This window comes from Sphingomonas canadensis (assembly GCF_026013525.1).
Lineage (GTDB): Bacteria > Pseudomonadota > Alphaproteobacteria > Sphingomonadales > Sphingomonadaceae > Sphingomonas > Sphingomonas canadensis.
Genome location: NZ_JAPDRA010000009.1, coordinates 137,147 through 155,631, shown reverse-complemented (window position 1 = coordinate 155,631; position 18,485 = coordinate 137,147). Strand labels below are relative to the sequence as shown.

Sequence of the window (18,485 nt, the reverse complement as noted above, 5' to 3'; positions counted from 1 at the left end):
TTTCAGGCCGCCTGTGGCAGCGCCGCGCGCGCGGCCCGGCATGCAGCCTCGAACCGCGTCAGCGCCTCGGCCGCCTCGGCCGCGGAGAGGTTGAGCGGGGGGAGGAGGCGCACGCAATTCTCGCCGCCGCCGGCCACCAGAAGGCGCTGGTCGCGCGCGAGCCCCATGAACTCGCGGTTGTTCACCACCATCCGCACGCCGATCAGCAATCCCTTGCCGCGCACGTCCGACACCACGTCGGGATAGCGGCGCGCGATATCGTCGAGCCCTTCGGAAAGCCGTGCGGCGATGCGCAGAACATGCGGCATCAGCGCTGCATCGCGGATCAGGTCGAACGCGGCGTTGGCGACGGCCATTGCCAGCGGATTGCCGCCGAAGGTGGAGCCGTGGCTGCCGAAGGTCATCGCCTCCGAAGCCGCGCGCGTGGCCAGGCACGCGCCGACCGGAAAGCCGCCGCCCAGCGCCTTGGCCACCGTCATGATGTCCGGCGCGCAGCCTTCGAACCACTGGTGCGCGAACAGCCGCCCGGTACGGCCCATGCCGCTCTGGATCTCGTCATGGATCAGCAGCACGCCCGCCTGGCTGCACCATTCGCGTATCTGGCGCAGCCAGTGGCCGTCGAGCGCGCGGGCGCCGCCTTCGCCCTGCACCGGCTCAACGATCAGCGCGGCGGCGGTGGGGGCGAAGATGGCCGAACGGATATCCTCAAGCGCGTCGATCCGGCACTGGACATATCCGGGCAGGCGCGGGCCGAAACCATCGGTATAAGCCGGGTTGCCGGCGGCGTTCATCGCGCCATAGGTGCGGCCGTGGAACGATCCCGCGAAGCCGATCACGTCGATCCGCTCCGGATTGCCGCGATGGGCGTGATAGCGCCGCGCGGTCTTCAGCGCGCATTCCACCGCCTCGGTCCCCGAATTGGCGAAGAACACGGTGTCGGCGAAACAGGCGGCGGTCAGCTTGTCCGCCAGCACCTCCTGCCCAGGGACGCGCAGCACGTTGGACAGGTGCCAGATGCGGTTCGCCTGGGCGGTGAGCGCGGCGACCAGCGCGGGGTGGCAATGGCCCAGCGCGTTGGTGGCGATGCCCGCCATGCAATCGAGATAGGCGGTGCCATCGGCGGTGTAGAGCCAGCTCCCCTCGCCGCGTTCGAAGGTGAGCGAGGGGCGGTTATAGACCGCCATCAGCGTATCGGACATCCAACGTCTCCATCCGGGCAGGGGCGCGTGCCGGGCGTTCGCGCGGGCCGCGTCACACTTGCCGATCGCGAATATCCGCATGCGAAATCCGCATGCCATCGCGCGTAATCGGGGCTTCATACCCGGTTCGCCATGGGCTAGTGAAACGACAATCGCGAACAAATCCATGAGCAATCGGAATGGATGAGGCCCGTCGCAGATTGCTGCCGCCGACCGGCGCCTTGCACAGCTTCACCGCCGCGGCGCGGCACGGCAGCTTTTCGCGCGCGGCGGACGAGCTGGGGCTGACGCAGAGCGCGGTGAGCCGCCAGATCGCGCTGCTGGAGGATTGGTTGCAACTGGAGCTGTTCGAGCGGGCCGGACGCGGCGTGATGCTGACCGCGGAGGGGCGCGACTATGCCGATGCGGTGGCCCCGGCGCTGGATCGCATCCGCCGCGCCACCGCGCGCGCGATCGAGCGGCATCCGGATCGCGAGCTGGCGGTGGCGACGCTGCCCAGCTTCGGCATGCGCTGGCTGGCGCCGCGGCTGCCGCGGCTGACGGCGCAGGTGCCCGATATCGTGATCAGCTTCTCGGCCCGGTCGACCGAGTTCGACTTCGCCGATGAGCCGTTCGACGCCGCGATCCATTTCGGCGCGCCGGATTGGCCGGGCGCGCACCACGACTATCTGTTCCGCGAGGAATCGGTGGCGGTGCTCTCGCCCGAATTCGCTGAGCGCAACGGGGTGCGCACGGCGGCCGACCTGCTGCGTGTGCCGCTGCTGGCGCTGGCATCGCGGCGCAACGCCTGGGCGACGTGGTTCGCCGATGCCGGGATTCCCGACGTGGCGCCGGTGCCGGGTGCCACCTTCGAGCAGTTCCTGATGCTGGCGCAGGCGGCTGTGGCGGGCGCGGGGGTGGCGCTGATCCCGCGGTTCCTGATCGAGCCGGAACTGGAGGAGGGGCGGCTGATCAGCCCCTTTCCGGCCACCGCGTCGGCGGGCGGCGCCTATTATCTGGTCTTCCCCGAGGGGCGGGCGCAGAGCCCGGCCTTCCATGCCTTCCGCGCCTGGATGCTGCGCGAATGCGCGGAGGCGGAGAGAATATAGCAATCGATTGCGTAACGCCGCCGGGGCGATATAGTTCGCGAGCGGTCCAAGGCGGCAGATCAACGACCGAGGGGAGAAGCGGATGGCCGGCAAGGTTCGATTTTTGCGCGCGGGTTTCGATCGGCGCGGTTTCCTGGCGGCGGCGTCGGCGGCGCTGGCGGTCAGCCCGGCACGCGCGCAGGAATATCCCGTGCTGCCCCCCATCCCCGATGTGTGGCGCGATGCGGAGGTGCTGCCGCTCTGGCCCGATGGCCCTCCGTCCGGCGGGTTCGCGGCAAAGCCGGTGCCGAAGGACTGGCCCGCGCCCTGGCTCCGCAATGTCGAGCGGCCGGAGCTGCACGTGTTCCGCCCGAAGCGGCCGAACGGCAGGGCGCTGCTTTCGATCCCGGGCGGCGCCTATATCTTCGTCTCGATCCTCAATGAGGGCGTCGACGTCGCGCGCGAGATGACGGCGCGGGGCTATACCGTGTTCGTGCTCACCTATCGCCTGCCGGGCGAGGGCTGGCGAGACCGGGCGGACGTGCCGTTGCAGGATGCGCAGCGCGCGATGCGGCTGATCCGCGCGAACGCCGCGCGCTACGGGATCGATCCTGCGGCGGTGGCCGCCGTGGGGTTCTCGGCCGGCGGGCACCTGGGCGCCTCGCTGGCCACCGGATTTGCGGAGCGGCTCCATGCGCCGCGCGACGCGGTGGACGCGATCGATGCGCGGCCAACCGCGATGGGGCTGGTCTATCCGGTCATCAGCGCGGAAGCGCCGGTTACGCACGCGGAGTCGGCGCGGCAGTTGCTGGGCGAAAATCCCCCGGCCGATCTGATCGACCGGCGTTCGCCCGCCCGGCATGTCACCGCGCAGACGCCGCCCGTGTTCCTTGCCCACTGCCAGGACGATACGGCCGTGCCGGTCGAGAACAGCCTGTTGATGATGCGCGCGCTGAAGGCGGCGGGGCGTCCGGTGGAGGTCCATCTGTTCGAGGAGGGCGGGCATGGCTTCGGCGTTGGCCCGGCCGATCGCCCCTGGGGACAGTGGCTGCCCCAATTCGCGCTGTGGCTGGACCGGCATCTGCCCGGACCGCGTTGAGGATCGGCCGGCAAGGAACCGGCAATGGGAGGATGACGATGGGATTCAGCAGGCGGGATTTCGGCAGGATGGGCGGCGCGGCGCTGCTCTCCGCACTGGCCGCGCGGGGCGGGACTGCGCTGGCAGCGGGGGCGGGCAGGGCGTCCGCCGATCCGCTGGCGCACGTGGCGCCCGAGTTGCGCGCATCGGCGCAGCAGGTTCTGGCGATGATGGCCAGCATGCCCGGCTTCAACGACGCCACGATCGTGGAGGCGCGCAAGGGCGGGGCGGCATTCGTCCAGCCGCCGCTGGCGGACGTGCCGGTGATGGAGCGCAAGGTTCCCGGCAGCCGCGGCCAGCCCGACGTTGCGGTGCAGGTGATCAACGCGCGCGCCGGCGGCAGCCGCCCCGGCATCCTCCACACCCATGGCGGCGGCTATATCCTGGGCACCGCGAAGGGTGAGGTGCGCCCGCTTCAGGAGCTGGCGCGGACGCTGGATTGCGTGATCGTATCGGTCGAATACCGGCTTGCCCCGGAAACCCGCTTCACCGGATCGGTGGAGGACAATTACGCCGGGCTGCTGTGGATGTATCGTTCCGCGGCGGAACTGGGCGTCGATCCGAAGCGGATCGCGCTGCTGGGCGAGAGCGCGGGCGGCGGCCATGCCGCGCTGCTGGCGATCGCCGCGCGCGACCGGGGAGAGGTGCCGCTGGTGCTCCAGGCGCTGATCTATCCGATGCTCGACGATCGTACCGGCAGCACGCGCCAGACACCGCCGTTCATCGGTTCGGTAGGCTGGGATGCCAAGGCGAACCGCTATGGCTGGAAATCCTTTCTGGGCGTGGAGCCCGGCGGGGCGGACGTGCCCGCGGCCGGCGTGCCCGCGCGCGTGGAGAAGCTGGAGGGGCTGGCGCCCGCCTTCATCGCGGTGGGCGGGATCGACCTGTTCGTCAGCGAGGACATCGAATACGCCCGGCGGCTGACCGAGGCGGGCGTTCCGGCGGAGCTGCTGGTGGTGCCGGGGGCCTATCACGGCTTTGACCGGATGGCGGCGGATACGCCCCAGGCGCGCCAGTTCACCGGGGCCAAGCTGAACGCGCTGCGCCGCGCCTTCGGGCAGCCGGCCGTTTAGAGTCGTTTTCAGCTTCGCTGAATCGGCGCCTGCCCGCTGCCCCGGGAATGCCGGGGAGCGGGCAGGTTCAATGGGATCGGCCCCCCCGGGTCTCAGCTACACACGAAGTCTTCGGCCGTATCCCCGGTCGCGCCCGGCTTTGGACGGGCGATCTTGGGATAGGGGCAGAGCGGGCGCGAACGACCCGGCCAGGGCGACATCGGCCCTGCCTTCGCATCGATCCGGTCGGGCGCCTTGCCCTTCTCCACCCAGTCCACCAGCGCGGCGAAGTCGTTGAACTGATCGGTGGCGGGGCCGCCCATGCAGTGCGCCATGCCGGGAACCGGGAAGACGCGCGCGAAGCTGGCGGCCTTGCCGTGCGACCTGCCGTTCACATCGTTCCACCACGCAATCGTGTCGTTGATTGAGAACACGGGATCGGAAACCCCGTGCGGCACGATCATCCTGCCCCCGCGCCGCGCGAAGGCCGCGAGATCGGGCGAGCGCGCGCCGATATCCTGCCAGGCCGATCGCGTGAAGGCGCCTCCGGTTGCATAGATGCCGGGCGCGTCCCGATCGAAATCGAAGCCCATGGCATAGGCCAGCGCCTGAACCGGCGTGGCTCCCGGCGCGGTTGGCGGGGTGGTGAAGATCGCGGCGAGCGCGGGTGTGCCCATCGCGACGTTGATCGCCGGCATGCGGCCGTCGGGCGAGCCGATCTTCCACACGCGCCAGCCCATGTCCGCCCAGCCAGCGTCCCAGGGGAAGCCGGCGTAGAGCGCCTCGCCCTTCGAATTGCGCGGGCCGTCATGGACGCGGATCAGCGCATCCACCTGGGGCCGCGACAGGCATCCGTCCTGTTTGGCGCCGGTGCATATCCGGCGTTCGAGCTCGGGCAATACCTTGGCCGAGGTACATTGTTCGAACGCGCCGATCAGCCCGTCCTCGCGTCCGTCACCGGCGTCGCACGCCTTGAGCACGGCATCGCGCGCGACGGCGAGGTCCGTGTTGCCGAAGCTGGCGGCGAGGCTGGCGAGCGTCACCTCCTCGCCCTTGGCCCTTACGACCGAGGCGAAGGCCTGCGTGTCCCAGACCTCGGCGATCGCGGCACGCGGCAGGGCAAAGCCGGGCGCTCCCGCGATGATGCCGTCGTAGAGATCGGGATAGCGCTGTGCGAGCATCATCCCTTCCTGCCCGCCCTTGGAGCAGCCGACGAAATAACTGAATTCCGGCGGCTTTCCGTAGAATTCGGTCGCGATGTCCCGCGCTGCCAGCGTAACCGGGGCAAGCGACGCGCCGCCATAATCGGCGCGTGCCTGGGGATCGAAGCCGAAGGCGGTGGCGCCGCCCTTTTCGGCCACGCTGTTGGTGGCGTTGCTGTGCCCGGAATCCTGCGCGAGCACGGCATAACCCTGTGCCAGCGCGGGCACCGGCCCGCCGGCCATCCGCCCGATCGCCTCACCAACGATCCCGTTGGTGCCGCCGCCGCCCTCCATCAGAAAGCGGCCGTTCCAGTTTTCCGGCAGGCGCAGGCGGAAGGTGATCGCATAGCTCTGGCCATCGATCCCGGTGCGCGGGTTGATCGTGCCGCCGATCTCGCAATGGTCGGGCAGGTCCACGGGCGGCATCGCGAAGCCGGGAGGGCCGGGCGGCGCCGCCATGGGGCCTGCCGGGCGATATTCCGCGGCGGTTATCCGTGTGTCGGCGCCCAGCCGCGCGTTCATCTTCCCCGCGATGGCGGCGCAGCGCGCGTCCGCCGCCGGGGCAGGCCCGCCGCCGGTATCGGCGACGGGCGTGGAGGTGGCGGTACAAGCCGCGCAGGCGAGTGCGGCCAGCGAAGCTGCGGTGGCGAGACGGCCGCGCATCAGAACCGCGTCGAGATGCGGATGCCGAACTCGCGCGGCGCCCTGTAGAACTCGTTGTTCACGGATTGCCCGCTGACATAGGCCTTGTTGGCAAGATTTGTCGCATAGCCCTCCAGCTTCCACTGGTCCTTCTGCAGCGTGATCTGCGCCGACAGCAGCCCATAGCCCTTCAGATAGTCGGTTGCGGGCGAATAGAGCAGGTTGGTCCAGCGCGATCCGACATGGGCATAGTTGACCCGCGGCGTGAGCGAGAGGCCCCCGCCCAGATCGGCCTCATACTGCAGCCCGAAATTGTACGACCATTTGGGCGAGAACAGGTTCGGGCCGCCCCCCGCGATCGTCTGGTACGGGCCGAAATCGAAGCACACCGGCGGGTTCGACGGCGTGCCCACGGGGCATTGCGGCCCGAACTGGTTGAGCGCTGGCAGCGCGCGCGTGTTGACGATCGATACCGCCGCCAGCTTCGAATCGACATAGGCCAGGCCCGCGTCGAAGCCGAACCCGCTGGCGCGCGCCTGTGCCTGGAGCTCGAAGCCCTTGATGTTGGCGTTGGAGATGTTGAGGACGCTGTTCTGGCCGGTGGAGGTATCCATCGCGTCGAACTGGAAGTCCTTATACTCCATGTAGAAGGCGCCGAATTGCGTGCGCAGGTGGTTGTCGAGGAAACTCGCCTTCCAGCCGATCTCGTAATCCCACACCGTCTCCGGGCCGAATTCGGAGGTCGCGGAGTTGGCGCCGCCCGGCTTGTAGCCGCGCGCGGCGAAGGCATAGATCAGGTTCTCGCCGCCCAGGTTCCAGTTGACGCCGATCTTGCCGGTAAGACGGCCGTCCTCATGGCTGCCCTTCAGATCGGCGACCTGCAGGCCGCTGGGGCCGAAGATCGGGCCGCCGGCGCCGATGATCACGCTGCCGTCGCCATCCACCTTATAGTGCGAATAGCGGACGCCCAGTTGCACCTCCACCGCGTCGGTGACCTTGTATCCGCCCTGTGCGAAGGCGCCGAGTGTCTGTTTGTTTTGGAAGTTCAGGATATCGGTGGGATCGGTGATCGACGCGGCCGTCGTCTGGATGATCACGTCGATCTTGTTCTTCTGGAAATAGCCGCCGAGGATCCAGTTGAACGCGCCGTCGAGCGGGGAGATGATGTTCACCTCCTGCGTCCACTGCCGCTCGCGGACGAACTGGTCCATTGCCTGCAGGTCCAGGCGCGAACCATCGCTGTCGTAAAGGTTGTTGATCCGCTTGTTGGTATAGCCGCTCACCGATCGCAGCACGGTGCCGCTGTCCAGCTCGTAGCGCAGCTCCAGGCTGGCGTTGATCGCGCGCTCATAGTTGAGGGTCGGCGAGTTGTAGGTCAGCGTGCGGAAATCGGGCTGGCGATCGGCGGCGAAGGCGCTGCCGGCGATCGGGCGATAGGCATAGCCGCCGGTGTTCTTGTCGATCCATTCGACCTTCGCCAGCGCGCGGAAATTGGCCGGCTGCCACATCACGCCGACGCGCACCGCCTGCTCGTCCAGCTTGCCGGGCTCGTTCGCGAAGGGGCCGATGTCGGTATAATAGCTGTCGCGCCAGCGCGTGGTGCCCGCGACGCGGACCGCCAGCGTGTCGCTGATGGGCAGGTTCAGCGCGCCCTGCAGCCCGATCGCGTCATAGCTGCCGTAGCTGGCCTCGGCATAGCCCTTCACCTTGTCGGTGCTGGGGTTCTGCGTGTTCACGAAGATCGCGCCGCCGGTGGAATTCGATCCGACCAGCGTGCCCTGGGGGCCGCGCAGCACCTCGATCGTGCCGATGTCGAAGAAGCTAGACGCGGTGAGGATCGGCGGCTGGAAAACGCCGTCGATATAGGTCGCGACGCCGTTTGCCACCGCCGGTGAACCGCTGGCGATGCCGATGCCGCGGATGTTGACCGATTGCGTCAGGCCCTGATCGGTGATCGAGAGCGAGGGGGCGGCATATTGCAGATCCGCCAGGCGCTCGACGCCCTTGTCGCGCAACTGTTCGCCGGTGATGGCGGTGGCGGCGATCGGCACGTCCTGAAGGTTCACCGCGCGCCGTTCGGCGGTGACGACGATGTCGGCGACGCCGCTGTCGTTCGCGGGTGCTTCCTGTTCCTGGTCCTGCGCCGCCGCGGCGGATGCCCAAAGCAGCGCGGCCCCCAGCGCAGTCGTCGACGCGATCGCGCGAATCCGATCCTTCATGTGATCCTCCCCTCGGTCCTTCCCTGCGGCGCGTTTCGCGCCCGCTGAGCGGCTTCGTAACAGTGATGGCAATCGATTGCAATATTCCGGCGGTTCCGGGGGTGATTCCATGACTTTGATAAAGAATATTATTTTGTATACCTATGATAACGGCCAGCTTGGCGGGGGTATGCGGCCCGGCCCGATTTCTGCAATCGGTGTCGCGGTAGCGACGAAGCGGAAGGATCAAGATGCGCCGCGGGATCGGTTCGCGGCGGTGCGCACCGCCAGCCCGCGGGGCTGCGCCCATCCCGGACGCCGCGGGGGGCGGTGGCTCAGGCCAGCGCGGCGCGGCCCGCGTCGAGCCGGAGGTGCAGGAAAGGAGCGAAGCCGCCACCGAAGCGCCGCGGGGTTCCCGGCTCGAACGTGCCGCCCCAGTGATCGACGAAACTGGTCACGCTCAGGTCTGGCAGCACCAGCCAGCTATAGGCCTGGCAGGGCGCCTCGCGCGGGTTGGCGCACACCAGCCCGGTGCCGTTCAGCGGCTCCCAGCCGCTGCCGATGCGATCGGAAACCATGCCGTAGAGCCCCGTGGGGCCGATCGGGCCGGCGGGATCGAACACATGCGCCTGGGTGGACCAGAAGAGGTAATAGCGCCCGCCGTGGTGGACGATGTGGGGCCGTTCCAATTCATTGTTCAGCCCATCTGCGCTCAGCAGCGGCGGCAGGGTGCGCCAGTTCCCCGGCGCCGCCGGATCGGCCACCGCCGCGCCGATCACGCCGTTGAATGCAGACCGGGAGCCCGCCTGCGATCCCGCGAAAAGCAGATAGTCGCGCCCGTCGGCGGGGTCGCGGAACCAGGCCGGATCGCGGAACGCCTTGATCGTGCCGACGCTCCCCGATCCCTCTGCCGGGTCCATATAATGGGCCGGATCGCGTATCACGATTTCCCGCAGCGCGTGCCATCCGGTGAGGCGCGGCGCACCCCCATCGGCTGCAAGTTCCGCCTCCGCGGCGAATATCCGCTGATTGAAGCTGGGGGCCGCCTCCCCGCGACGCCCGGTGGCGGTGAAATAGAGGGTCAGCCGCCGGCCCGTGCGATCGAGCCGCGCCGAGCCGGACCATTCGCGGCTGCCGGGCGAAAATCCGTCGGGCATCGCGGGGCCGAGGTGGTGCCAGCCCCCCCCTTCGCCATGCCGCAACAGGTGGATGCGCGCATGACCGTGCCGCTCGTCGGGATCGTCGAACCAGGGCGCCCCCAGCGCCATCCAGAGCGAACTGCCGTCACCAAGCCGGGCGATCGATCCGTCGCTGGCCTGAACCGGCCATGCGTCCCAAATGCCGATGCCGCCGCCGATCGGCGCGAAGTCGCCCCCGGTGATCAGCGGCACCCGTTCGCAAGCAGTGTTCGCGATCGTCGCGACGTGGCGCGCGGTCCAGCGAGCCGGGCTTTCGGCCAGTTGCGCGGAGGCATCGCGGGAGGTGGCGGTCAATGCATCCTCCCCGGCGCACGGGTCGCGAAAGGGGGCGGCATGCGTCTTGCCCCGTTCGGTTCCGCCTGCAACAATCCATCTCCCAATGCTTTAATCCACACCGCTTAGCGGGACGGCAATAAATTTACAATCGATTGCATCTGGAGGTGGAAATAAAGCGGCGAAACCGGCTGCCGCCGGATCGCGTGCCGGGTCAGGTGGAAGCGCGGACGATCAGCTCCGGGTTCAGCACCACCGATCCGGTCTGCTTCCCCTCGATGCGCTTCAGCAGGCAATCGACCAACTGGGCCGCGCCCGTCGCGATATCCTGGCGGATCGTGGTCAGCGGGGGCAGGATGCTGCGCGATATCGGCAGATCGTCATAGCCCACGATCCGCACGTCGCCCGGCACCGAAAGCCCGCGGCTTGCCAGCAGCGGGATGGCGTTGAGCGCGATCAGGTCCGAAGCGGCGAAGATGCCGTCCGGGCGCGGATCGGCGCTATCCAGGAATGCCGCGATCTCGGCCGCGCTCAACTCTGCGGTCAGGTGCGTCGGGATTTCGATCAGCGATGCGCCTGCCGCGCCCGCCACCGCCGCGCGCGCGCCATCCAGCCGCTGGCGGATCTCGATCGGCAGCGGATTTCCCAGAAAGGCGATCCGGCGGCACCCGCGATCCAGCAGATGCTGCGCCGCCATCCGCCCGCCCAGGAAGTTGTCGGTGCCCACCGAACAATGGATCTGCCCCTGTTCGAACGCGCCCCAGGCGACCATCGGCAGATAACGGCGCGCTACCGCGTCCAGCGCGGCGGACTGGTCAGACTGGCCGATGATCAGCAGGCCGTCGACCCGGTCTGCGTCCACCATCGCTTCCAGCCAGTCCTCGCGATCCGGGATGACGCGCGACAACAGCAGATCGAACCCGCGTTCGGTAAGCTCGTCGGCCAGGCAGCCGATCATCGTCATGAAGAAGGGGTCGGAGATGTGCTGGCCGCGTTCGTGGCCCAGCGGGATCACCACGCCGATGGCGCCGCGGCGGCGGGTGCGCAGGTTGCGCGCCACCGCGCTGGGACGGAAGCCGTGCGCCTGCGCCAGCTTGCGGATGCGTTCGGCGGTTTCCGCGCTGACCAGATCCTTGCCCGCCAGTGCGCGCGAAACGGTGGCCGCGGAAACCCCCGCCAACTGGGCGAGGTCGTAGATGGTGCGGACCTTCTTCGACAATCTGCCCCTCGTCCTCCTCCGGCATCTGTCCGGCGCGTCCCCAATGGTCGCACACCGCCGCGCGATCAAGCCGGTCTTCAGCGCCCGGGCGGGGCGGGCGCCTCAGGCGGGATGGTAATCGTCATGGTCGCGCGCCGCCAGCCGCGCGGCGAAGGGCTGGCGCAGCCGGTTCCACCAGCATTGCGCCGTGAGCAGCGTGGCCATCGCCGCGCCCAGTACCATCGCCCAGCGGCTGTCGCCCAGCCATTCGCCCAGCGCACCCATCGCCAGCGGCGCGGCCACCGCGCTGACGCAGGTGAAGAACAGCAGCAGTCCGGCGATCGACCCGTGGCGCCCCTTGTCGAAGCAACTGATGCCGGTCGAATTGATGGTGGGATAGAGCACCGACATGAACAGCCCGGTGGCGGGCAGGGCGAATACCGCCGCGTCGCGCCCGCCCGCAACCGCCACCCAGAACAGCAGCGCCATCGCGCCGCTGCACGCGAGCAGCACCGCCGTCCAGTCGAACCGGGCGAGCAGCCACACTCCCAGGAACCGCCCCGCCGCGCGCAACGCGAAGAAGACCGCCACCGAATAGGCGGCCAGCCACGCCCAGTCGCCGCTGTACCCGGCGAGATAGGTGGGCGCCCAGACATAGATCGCGGCTTCCGCGCCCACATACAGCATCAGTGCCGTGCCGAAAAACAGCGCGGTCGGGTCCGCTGCCATGCGCAGCGCTTCCCCCGCGCGCGCCGGCCGCTCGCGCGCGACCAGCGGGGCGGGGAAACGGGCGAAGGCGCTGCCTGCCAGCAGGGCCGCGCACAGCGCCGCCGCGACCAGATAGACCCATTTCCAGCTCGCCCCGTTGAGCAGCAGCCAGGCGACGATCGCCGGCCCCACGATCGCGCCGATGCCGAAGAAGCCCTCCACCAGGTTCATCGTCCGCGCATGTTCGCGCGTGGACCGCGAAAGATCGCCGATCAGCGCCAGCGCGCCTGCCTTGAAGATGCCGATGCCCAGGCCGGATACGAACAGCAGCGCGACGAAGAACAGGAAATCATGGCCCGCGGCGAACAGCGCAGAGGTGATTCCGAACAGCCCCAGGCCGGTGACGATCGTCGCCTTGCGTCCGATCCGGTCCGCCAGGAAGCCGAGCCCGATCGCCGAAAGGCCGATGCCGGACATGGTGGCATATTGAAAGGCGCCGCCGGCGGTGAGGCCCAGTTCGAACTCGCGGATCACCTCCGGGATCACGGTGCCCACCGAATCGGTGGTCATCGCGAACATCGCGAACATCAGGAAGACGAGCGATTTCAGCAGCAGCGATCCCGGCGCGGCTCCGGTTTCCGGCGGATTCTGCATCGATGGGATTCCCCTCTCCACGGGCGCGGCTGCGCGCGCTCTTTCCGGCACTTATACCGGCAACAATCGATTGCACAACACGGTGCGGCGGCGTCGGGCCGGGGCTGCGCCGGCCCTGTTATTGGTCGCGCGCCGCCACCAGGCTGAGCGCTATTCTGCGGAGCGCGCGATTGATCTCCTCGCGGGATTCGGCGGAGACGTCGCGCAGGATGTGCTGGAAAAAGGCGCGGCGGCGATCACGGATGCGCTGATGCGTCTCGCTGCCCAGCGGGGTGGGGGCCAGGATCATGCGGCGGCGGTGCGCCGGATCCGCGTTCCGCTCGATGAGGCCGTCCGCCACCAGCTTCGCGGTCGCGCGGCTCACCTCCGCCTTGTCGATCGCGCTGGCGGCGCCGACGTCCGCCGCGCTCGACGGTCCGGCCGCGCAGATGAAGGCAAGGACGCGCCATTCCGCCAGCGACATCGAGAATTCGCGCATCAACTGGCCCGATGTCTCGCGGTCGATCATCTTCGCCAGCAACTGCAGCCGGTGGGGAAGATGATCCTCTCCGAACAGGTCCCAGGTGGGGGGCAGCGACATCGCGATTGCGCTGCCAAATGTCAGGCAGGAATGCAATACCATCATGTTGACAAATCAACTATCGAGCGTCTAGCCCAGCGGGATGGACGCTACGCATCCCTTCATGCCCAGCCTTGAGCATGCCTTCACCATCTCCATCACCCTGTCGCGCCCCTATTGGGTGAAGCCGCCCGCCCGCGGCGACATGCGCGCGGCGATCTATGCCGCGGATGGCGTGGTGGAAGGGCCGCGGCTCAACGGCCGCGTGGTGCCGATGTCCGGCGGCGATTTCCCGCTGACGCGCCCCAACGGCGTGATCGATTTCGACGCGCGTTACCTGCTGGAAGCCGACGACGGGGCGATCATCTATCTGGAGAACCGCGGTTTCCGCTGGGCGCGCAGCGACGATATCGGCGAGCGGATGCGCCAGAACCTGCCGGTGGATTTCAGCGATTATTACATGCGCGTCACCCCCCGCTTCGATGCGCCGGAGGGGCCGCACGACTGGCTTTCGCGGCACGTGTTCGTCGGCGTGGCGGAGAAGATCCCGGGCGCCAACCGCATCCATTACTTCGTCGTACTGTGAGCGGCGGGGAGCGTTTCCGGCCGCTGATGCGCGCCGGCACCGATCCGCACACCCATCCCACCAAGCCGCCGCTGCCGCCTGCGGACCACGTCCAGTGGAACGAGCGCGGGCTGACGATCGAGCGCAACTGCCGCATCCCGCTGCGCGACGGCGTGGAGATATTCTGCGACCTCTACCGGCCGGAGGGCGCAGCATCGGACGTCCCGCTGCTGCTCGCCTGGGGGCCTTATGGCAAGCATGCGCTGACCAACAAGGTGTTCTGGCCGCGATCGGGCGTCGATCCCGAATGGCTTTCGGATCTTACCGCGTTCGAGGCGCCAGATCCGCTGTGGTGGGGCCGCCAGGGCTATGGCGTCGCGGTGGCCGATCCGCGCGGCGCATGGCTTTCGGGCGGCGACTTCCACCATAACGGCATCCAGGAGGCGGAGGATTGCGCCGACGCCATCGAATGGCTCGGCCGCCTGCCCTGGGGCAACGGGCGGGTGGGGATGACGGGGGTCTCCTATCTCGCCGCCATCCAGTATCTGGTCGCCCCGCTGCGCCCGGGGCCGCTGGCCGCGCTGAATCCGTGGGAGGGCTTCTCCGACTGGTATCGCGAGTTCGCCTATCACGGGGGCATCCTGGAAACCGGGTTCCTGCCGCGGGCGAACGACAATATCCAATGGTCGCTCAACCGCACCGAGGACACCTGGGCCAATGTGCGTGCGCATCCGCTGATCGACGCATATTGGGAGTCCAAGGCGCTGGACCTGGAGGGGATTTGCCAGCCCGCCTATGTGGTGGCGAGCTGGTCCGATCAGGGGTTGCACCTGCGCGGCACGATAGAGGCGTGGCGGCGGATGGGATCGGCGGAGAAATGGCTGGAGGTCCACGGCCAGAAGAAATGGGCGCATTACTATCGCCCGGAAAGCCGCGCGCGGCAGCTCGCCTTCTTCGACCGCTATATGCGCGACCGGCCGACCCAGGTCGCGGCATGGCCCCCGGTGCGCATCGAGGTCCGCGAGCGGCACGGCGTGGCCGAGGAGCGGGCCGAGGGCGAATGGCCGCTGGCGCGCACCGCGTATCGCCGCCTGTGGCTCGACGCGACGAGCGGGCGCATGACGGAGGCCGGCCCGGCCCCGGCGGCGCTGCGTTACGACGCGCGCGCCGGCAGTGCGCATTTCGACCTGCGCTTCGACGCGGACACGGAGATTACCGGCCACGCCAGCGTTCGGCTGTGGGTGGAGGCGGACGGCAGCGACGACATGGACCTGTTCGTCGCGCTGCAGAAGCTGGACGCCGCGGGCGATCCGGTGGGCTTCACCTTCTACGCCTTTTACGAGAACGGCCCGGTGGCGCTCGGCTGGCAGCGGGTGAGCCACCGCGCGCTCGATCCGGAACGGACGCTGCCCGAACGCCCGGTACATCTGCACACCGCGGAGGAGCGGCTGTCCCCCGGCGAGCGCGTGCCGGTGGAGATCGAGCTGTGGCCCTTCTCCGCCCGCTTCGCCGCGGGGGAGACGCTGCGCCTGGTGATCGCGGGTGCGGACATCTACCGGCGGGAGGAGGGCGTGATGCTGCCGTTCCCGCTGCATGAGGAGACGCGCAACGCCGGCGCGCATGTGCTCCATACCGGCGGGGCGTTCGACGCCTCGATCCTTCTTCCCTTCATTCCCGATCGCAAGGAAGCGCCATGAGCCCCGCAGCAAGCCCGGCAGACTGCCGCCTGGAGCATGTCTTCGATATCGAGGTGCTGTTCGGCGCCGATCGCGCGATCTTCGGCCCGCTGCCCGGCGGCGGCAGTCAGGGCTATACGCCCGCGATCGGCGGCACCATCTCCGGCCCGCGGCTCAGCGGCACGGTGGTGCCCCACAGCGGCGCCGATTATGCCACGGTTCGCGACGACGGGACGATCGAGCTGGCCGCCCATTATCTGCTCCAGGCGGACGACGGGACGATGATCTACATCCGCAATATGGGCTATCTGGTCCGCCCCAAGCCGGGCGAGCCGCAGCCCTCCTATTTCCGCCTGACGCCCTATTTTCGCGTGCCGGCCGGGCCACACGACTGGCTGACGCGCACGGTGATCGTGGGCGGCGGCGAGCGCCGGACCGATCCGGACCGCTCGCTGTTCCGCTATTACGCGCTGGTCTGAGCGTGCTGGCGTAGCCCCGGCGCCGCGCGCAAGAAGCAGAAGGCGGCAACCAGGAACGACAATACCGCGAGCGTAAGCGCCATCTGCATCCCGGCGGCCGAGGCTTCGGCGCAAGCGGCCGCCTGCGCCGCCGTGGCGCCCTTGGGCGCGAGCCCGCTGGGACAGGCGGCCGCATAGTCTCCGGCATAGGCCCGCGCGCCGAACACGTCGCTCATCCCGCCGACGAACACCGGCCCCAGGCCCGATCCGATCAGCGTGTAGAGCAGCGTGTACAGCGCCACGCCGCTCGCGCGCATGCGGGCGGGCAGCAGGTTCTGGATCATCCCCGTGGTGGGGCCGAAGAACATCAGCAGGAACGATCCCGCGATCAGCAGCAGCACGATCGACATCGCGAACGACGATGCGTGGAACGCCGCCCAATAGATCGGCGGCGCACACACCAGCCCGATCGCGGCGCCCCAGGCCGGCCAGCGCGGATCGCGCCGCGAAAGCAGGTCGGTGCCGAAGCTGCCGACGAGCAGGCCGACGGCGATCGAGATGCCCGATACGCTGCCAAAGCTGGCCGCCGCCTCGCGCACGCCCAGATCGAAGGTGCGCGCCAGGAACACCGCCAGGAACTGGGAGATGGAGGTCATGCCGAAGCCCGCCAGGCTGCCCCCCGCGATCACCCAGACCAGCGGGCGATTGCTCGCGACCGCGCGCAGGAACACGCCTACCGGCGGCGCGGGTTCCTTTGACGCGGCGGCGCCATCGGCCTGTCCGCGCACCGGCTCGGGCACGATCCAGACGAAGATCAGCGCGATCACGATTCCCGGCAGGCCGAACGCCAGGAACGCGGTGCGCCAGTCCCAGTGCGATGCGATGAGCCCCGCCAGCGTCGCGCCCAGGAAGATGCCCGCCGGCGTGCCCAGCATCACCAGTGCCATCGTCGATGCGCGGCGGTTGCGCGGGGTCACGTCCGCCACCATCGATGCCGTGGGCGGGGTGAAGCCCGCCTCGCCCATGCCGACGATCAGCCGCGATGCGGCGAGCTGGGCGAAGCTGCCCGCCAGCCCGGTCGCCAGCGTGGCGGCGGACCAGATCGCGGTGGCCCCGGCGATGATCCGCTTGCGCGAAAAGCGTTCGGCCATAAGCCCGATCGGCAGGCCCACGGCCGCGTAGAGCAGCGCGAACACCAGCCCCTGCAGCAGCCCGAGCTGAAGATCGGTCAGCCGCAGGTCGGCCTTGATCACCTGCGCCAGCGCGGAGAACACCGCCCGGTCCGCGAAGTTCAGCACGCAGATCAGGAACAGCATGAAGATCATCAGGCGGCGCGGATAGGCGCCGGCCTCGGCGCCGTTCTCACTGGTGTTCATATCTCATCCTTACGCAAAACGGCGCGGCGCAGCGTCGTGGCCTCGATCCGCGCGAACCTGCCGTCCTCGATCTCATAGAGCGCGATGCTCTCGATCGACAGCCGGTCGCCGGACCTGAGCGTGGTGGGGCCGATCACGACATGATCGGAAAGCGCGGTGAACTGGGACGCCAGCGCCGCGGCGATGCTGCGTTCGCCGGTCAGCAGGCCCTGCACCGCGATCGATCGCGCCACGTCCGCCTTCAGCCCGGTATAATAATCGACGATCGCCTGCGCGCCCCTGAGCGAATCGCCCGCGCCATTCCGGAAGGCGACATCCGGCGCGTAGAAACGGCTGTACCCGCTCGCGTTTCCCGCGTTGAACTCCGCGATATATTCCTCGAACATGGCACGCAGCGGCATCGCCGGCGCTCCTCCCCTTGGCTTGGAGCGTTTACATCGGGCAATTAAGTTGATCGATCAACAACAGAATCGAGCCACGACGTGACCATGGTGCCAAAGGGTGCGGCCGACAGGCTTGCGTATCTGCTGAAGCTCATCGCCAGCGGCCCGCCGCGGTTCGCGCTGGGCGAGCTTGCGTTGCGTGCGGACCTGCCGGTCAGCTCGGTGCATCGTTTGCTGCAGGTGATGCTGCGCTCCGGCCTGGTCGAGCGCGGGGCGGGGCAGAGCTACCGGCCCGGGCGGGAGCTGCACCGGCTGGCCTCGCAACTGGTGGCGCGATTCGATCTTGGGCGCAGCGCCCGGCCGTTGCTGCAGGACCTGGTGGAACAGTTTCACGAAACCGCGGTGCTGTGCGTCTACAGCCCGGCGCAGCGCAGGGCGATCATCTCGGAAATGGTCCATACCCCGCATCCGCTGCGTTTCGCGGTGGAGCGGGGAGGGGAGATATCGCTGCCCTGGGGGTCGCTTGGCCGGGCCGTGCTGGCGTTCCTCCCGCCCGGCGAGATCGAGGCGGTGATGCGCGAAAACAGCACGGGGCCGCTCACCGGCCGCGCCCGATCGACCCGCAAGGAGATGGAGGCGGAGCTCGCCGCCATCCGTGTGGAGGGCGTGGCCCGATATTATGATCCGGCGATCGACATCGCCGGCGTTTCCGGCCCGGTCTTCGGCGCGGAGCGCGAGATCCTGGGGTGCATCGGCGTGACGATGCCGTCCAAACGCTATCAGCTCCACCTGGAGGACGATCTGGCGCTCGCCGTCCGCGGCGCGGCGCGGCGGCTCAGCGAAATGGCGGCCATTTCGCATAGCTGAGGAATTCGCATCCGCGATGAGCGCAGCCGAAACGACCGGAAAAGCCATTCCGTATTCCGGAAATCTAGTTT

General features: G+C 68.7%; 16 protein-coding genes. 7 read left to right on the top strand and 9 right to left on the bottom strand.

The window, feature by feature from the left end:
• Positions 1-2: 2 nt before the first annotated feature.
• Complete coding sequence (locus tag OM513_RS16510) at positions 3-1,199, bottom strand: aspartate aminotransferase family protein (protein ID WP_264945725.1); 1,197 nt, start codon at positions 1,197-1,199, stop codon at positions 3-5.
• A gap of 179 nt (positions 1,200-1,378) precedes the next feature.
• Here OM513_RS16510 and gcvA point away from each other — a divergent pair, with 179 nt between their 5' ends.
• The 3 genes from gcvA to OM513_RS16495 all read left to right on the top strand — a co-directional run bounded on the left by gcvA (position 1,379) and on the right by OM513_RS16495 (position 4,477).
• The gene (gcvA, locus tag OM513_RS16505) at positions 1,379-2,287 is read left to right on the top strand and encodes a transcriptional regulator GcvA (RefSeq protein ID WP_264945724.1); all 909 of its coding nucleotides are present in this window, start codon (positions 1,379-1,381) and stop codon (positions 2,285-2,287) included.
• An 82-nt stretch (positions 2,288-2,369) separates the two neighbouring features.
• Positions 2,370-3,365 (top strand): alpha/beta hydrolase, encoded by a 996-nt coding sequence (locus OM513_RS16500; protein ID WP_264945723.1) that lies wholly within the window; start codon positions 2,370-2,372, stop codon positions 3,363-3,365.
• Between the two features lie 38 nt (positions 3,366-3,403).
• A complete protein-coding gene (locus OM513_RS16495) occupies positions 3,404-4,477 on the top strand; it encodes an alpha/beta hydrolase (protein ID WP_264945722.1) in 1,074 nt (357 codons plus the stop codon).
• Between the two features lie 92 nt (positions 4,478-4,569).
• Here OM513_RS16495 and OM513_RS16490 read toward each other — a convergent pair whose 3' ends face one another.
• The 6 genes from OM513_RS16490 to OM513_RS16465 form a co-directional block, all read right to left on the bottom strand.
• The gene (locus OM513_RS16490; protein ID WP_264945721.1) at positions 4,570-6,321 is read right to left on the bottom strand and encodes a tannase/feruloyl esterase family alpha/beta hydrolase; all 1,752 of its coding nucleotides are present in this window, start codon (positions 6,319-6,321) and stop codon (positions 4,570-4,572) included.
• Complete coding sequence (locus OM513_RS16485) at positions 6,321-8,519, bottom strand: TonB-dependent receptor (protein WP_264945720.1); 2,199 nt, start codon at positions 8,517-8,519, stop codon at positions 6,321-6,323. The genes OM513_RS16490 and OM513_RS16485 overlap by 1 nt, the downstream gene beginning before the upstream one ends.
• A 314-nt stretch (positions 8,520-8,833) precedes the next feature.
• A complete protein-coding gene (locus OM513_RS16480) occupies positions 8,834-9,991 on the bottom strand; it encodes a glycoside hydrolase family 68 protein (RefSeq protein ID WP_319951626.1) in 1,158 nt (385 codons plus the stop codon).
• 193 nt (positions 9,992-10,184) lie between these two features.
• Complete coding sequence (locus OM513_RS16475) at positions 10,185-11,189, bottom strand: LacI family DNA-binding transcriptional regulator (protein ID WP_264945718.1); 1,005 nt, start codon at positions 11,187-11,189, stop codon at positions 10,185-10,187.
• Positions 11,190-11,291: 102 nt separating this feature from the next.
• Positions 11,292-12,530: an MFS transporter gene (locus tag OM513_RS16470; protein WP_264945716.1), complete on the bottom strand. Its 1,239-nt coding sequence runs from the start codon at positions 12,528-12,530 to the stop codon at positions 11,292-11,294.
• A 118-nt stretch (positions 12,531-12,648) separates the two neighbouring features.
• Positions 12,649-13,110 (bottom strand): MarR family winged helix-turn-helix transcriptional regulator, encoded by a 462-nt coding sequence (locus tag OM513_RS16465; protein ID WP_264945715.1) that lies wholly within the window; start codon positions 13,108-13,110, stop codon positions 12,649-12,651.
• 82 nt (positions 13,111-13,192) lie between these two features.
• On the opposite strand from OM513_RS16465, the gene OM513_RS16460 reads away from it, so the two are divergent.
• The 3 genes from OM513_RS16460 to OM513_RS16450 are packed head-to-tail and all read left to right on the top strand — an operon-like array spanning position 13,193 to position 15,809.
• Positions 13,193-13,675, top strand: a complete 483-nt coding sequence (locus OM513_RS16460) for a DUF3237 family protein (RefSeq protein ID WP_264945714.1) — start codon at positions 13,193-13,195, stop codon at positions 13,673-13,675.
• Positions 13,676-13,701: 26 nt separating this feature from the next.
• The gene (locus OM513_RS16455; protein WP_264945712.1) at positions 13,702-15,351 is read left to right on the top strand and encodes a CocE/NonD family hydrolase; all 1,650 of its coding nucleotides are present in this window, start codon (positions 13,702-13,704) and stop codon (positions 15,349-15,351) included.
• The gene (locus tag OM513_RS16450) at positions 15,348-15,809 is read left to right on the top strand and encodes a DUF3237 domain-containing protein (protein ID WP_264945711.1); all 462 of its coding nucleotides are present in this window, start codon (positions 15,348-15,350) and stop codon (positions 15,807-15,809) included. Before OM513_RS16455 ends, OM513_RS16450 begins: the two co-directional genes overlap by 4 nt.
• Here OM513_RS16450 and OM513_RS16445 read toward each other — a convergent pair.
• On the bottom strand, positions 15,794-17,164 hold the full coding sequence (locus OM513_RS16445; protein ID WP_264945710.1) for a spinster family MFS transporter: 1,371 nt from the start codon (positions 17,162-17,164) through the stop codon (positions 15,794-15,796). The genes OM513_RS16450 and OM513_RS16445 overlap by 16 nt on opposite strands.
• A complete protein-coding gene (locus tag OM513_RS16440; protein WP_264945708.1) occupies positions 17,161-17,565 on the bottom strand; it encodes a nuclear transport factor 2 family protein in 405 nt (134 codons plus the stop codon). The genes OM513_RS16445 and OM513_RS16440 overlap by 4 nt, the downstream gene beginning before the upstream one ends.
• A gap of 87 nt (positions 17,566-17,652) precedes the next feature.
• Between OM513_RS16440 and OM513_RS16435 the strand changes: the two genes are divergently transcribed.
• A complete protein-coding gene (locus tag OM513_RS16435; RefSeq protein ID WP_264945791.1) occupies positions 17,653-18,414 on the top strand; it encodes an IclR family transcriptional regulator in 762 nt (253 codons plus the stop codon).
• The last annotated feature ends 71 nt before the right edge of the window (positions 18,415-18,485 follow it).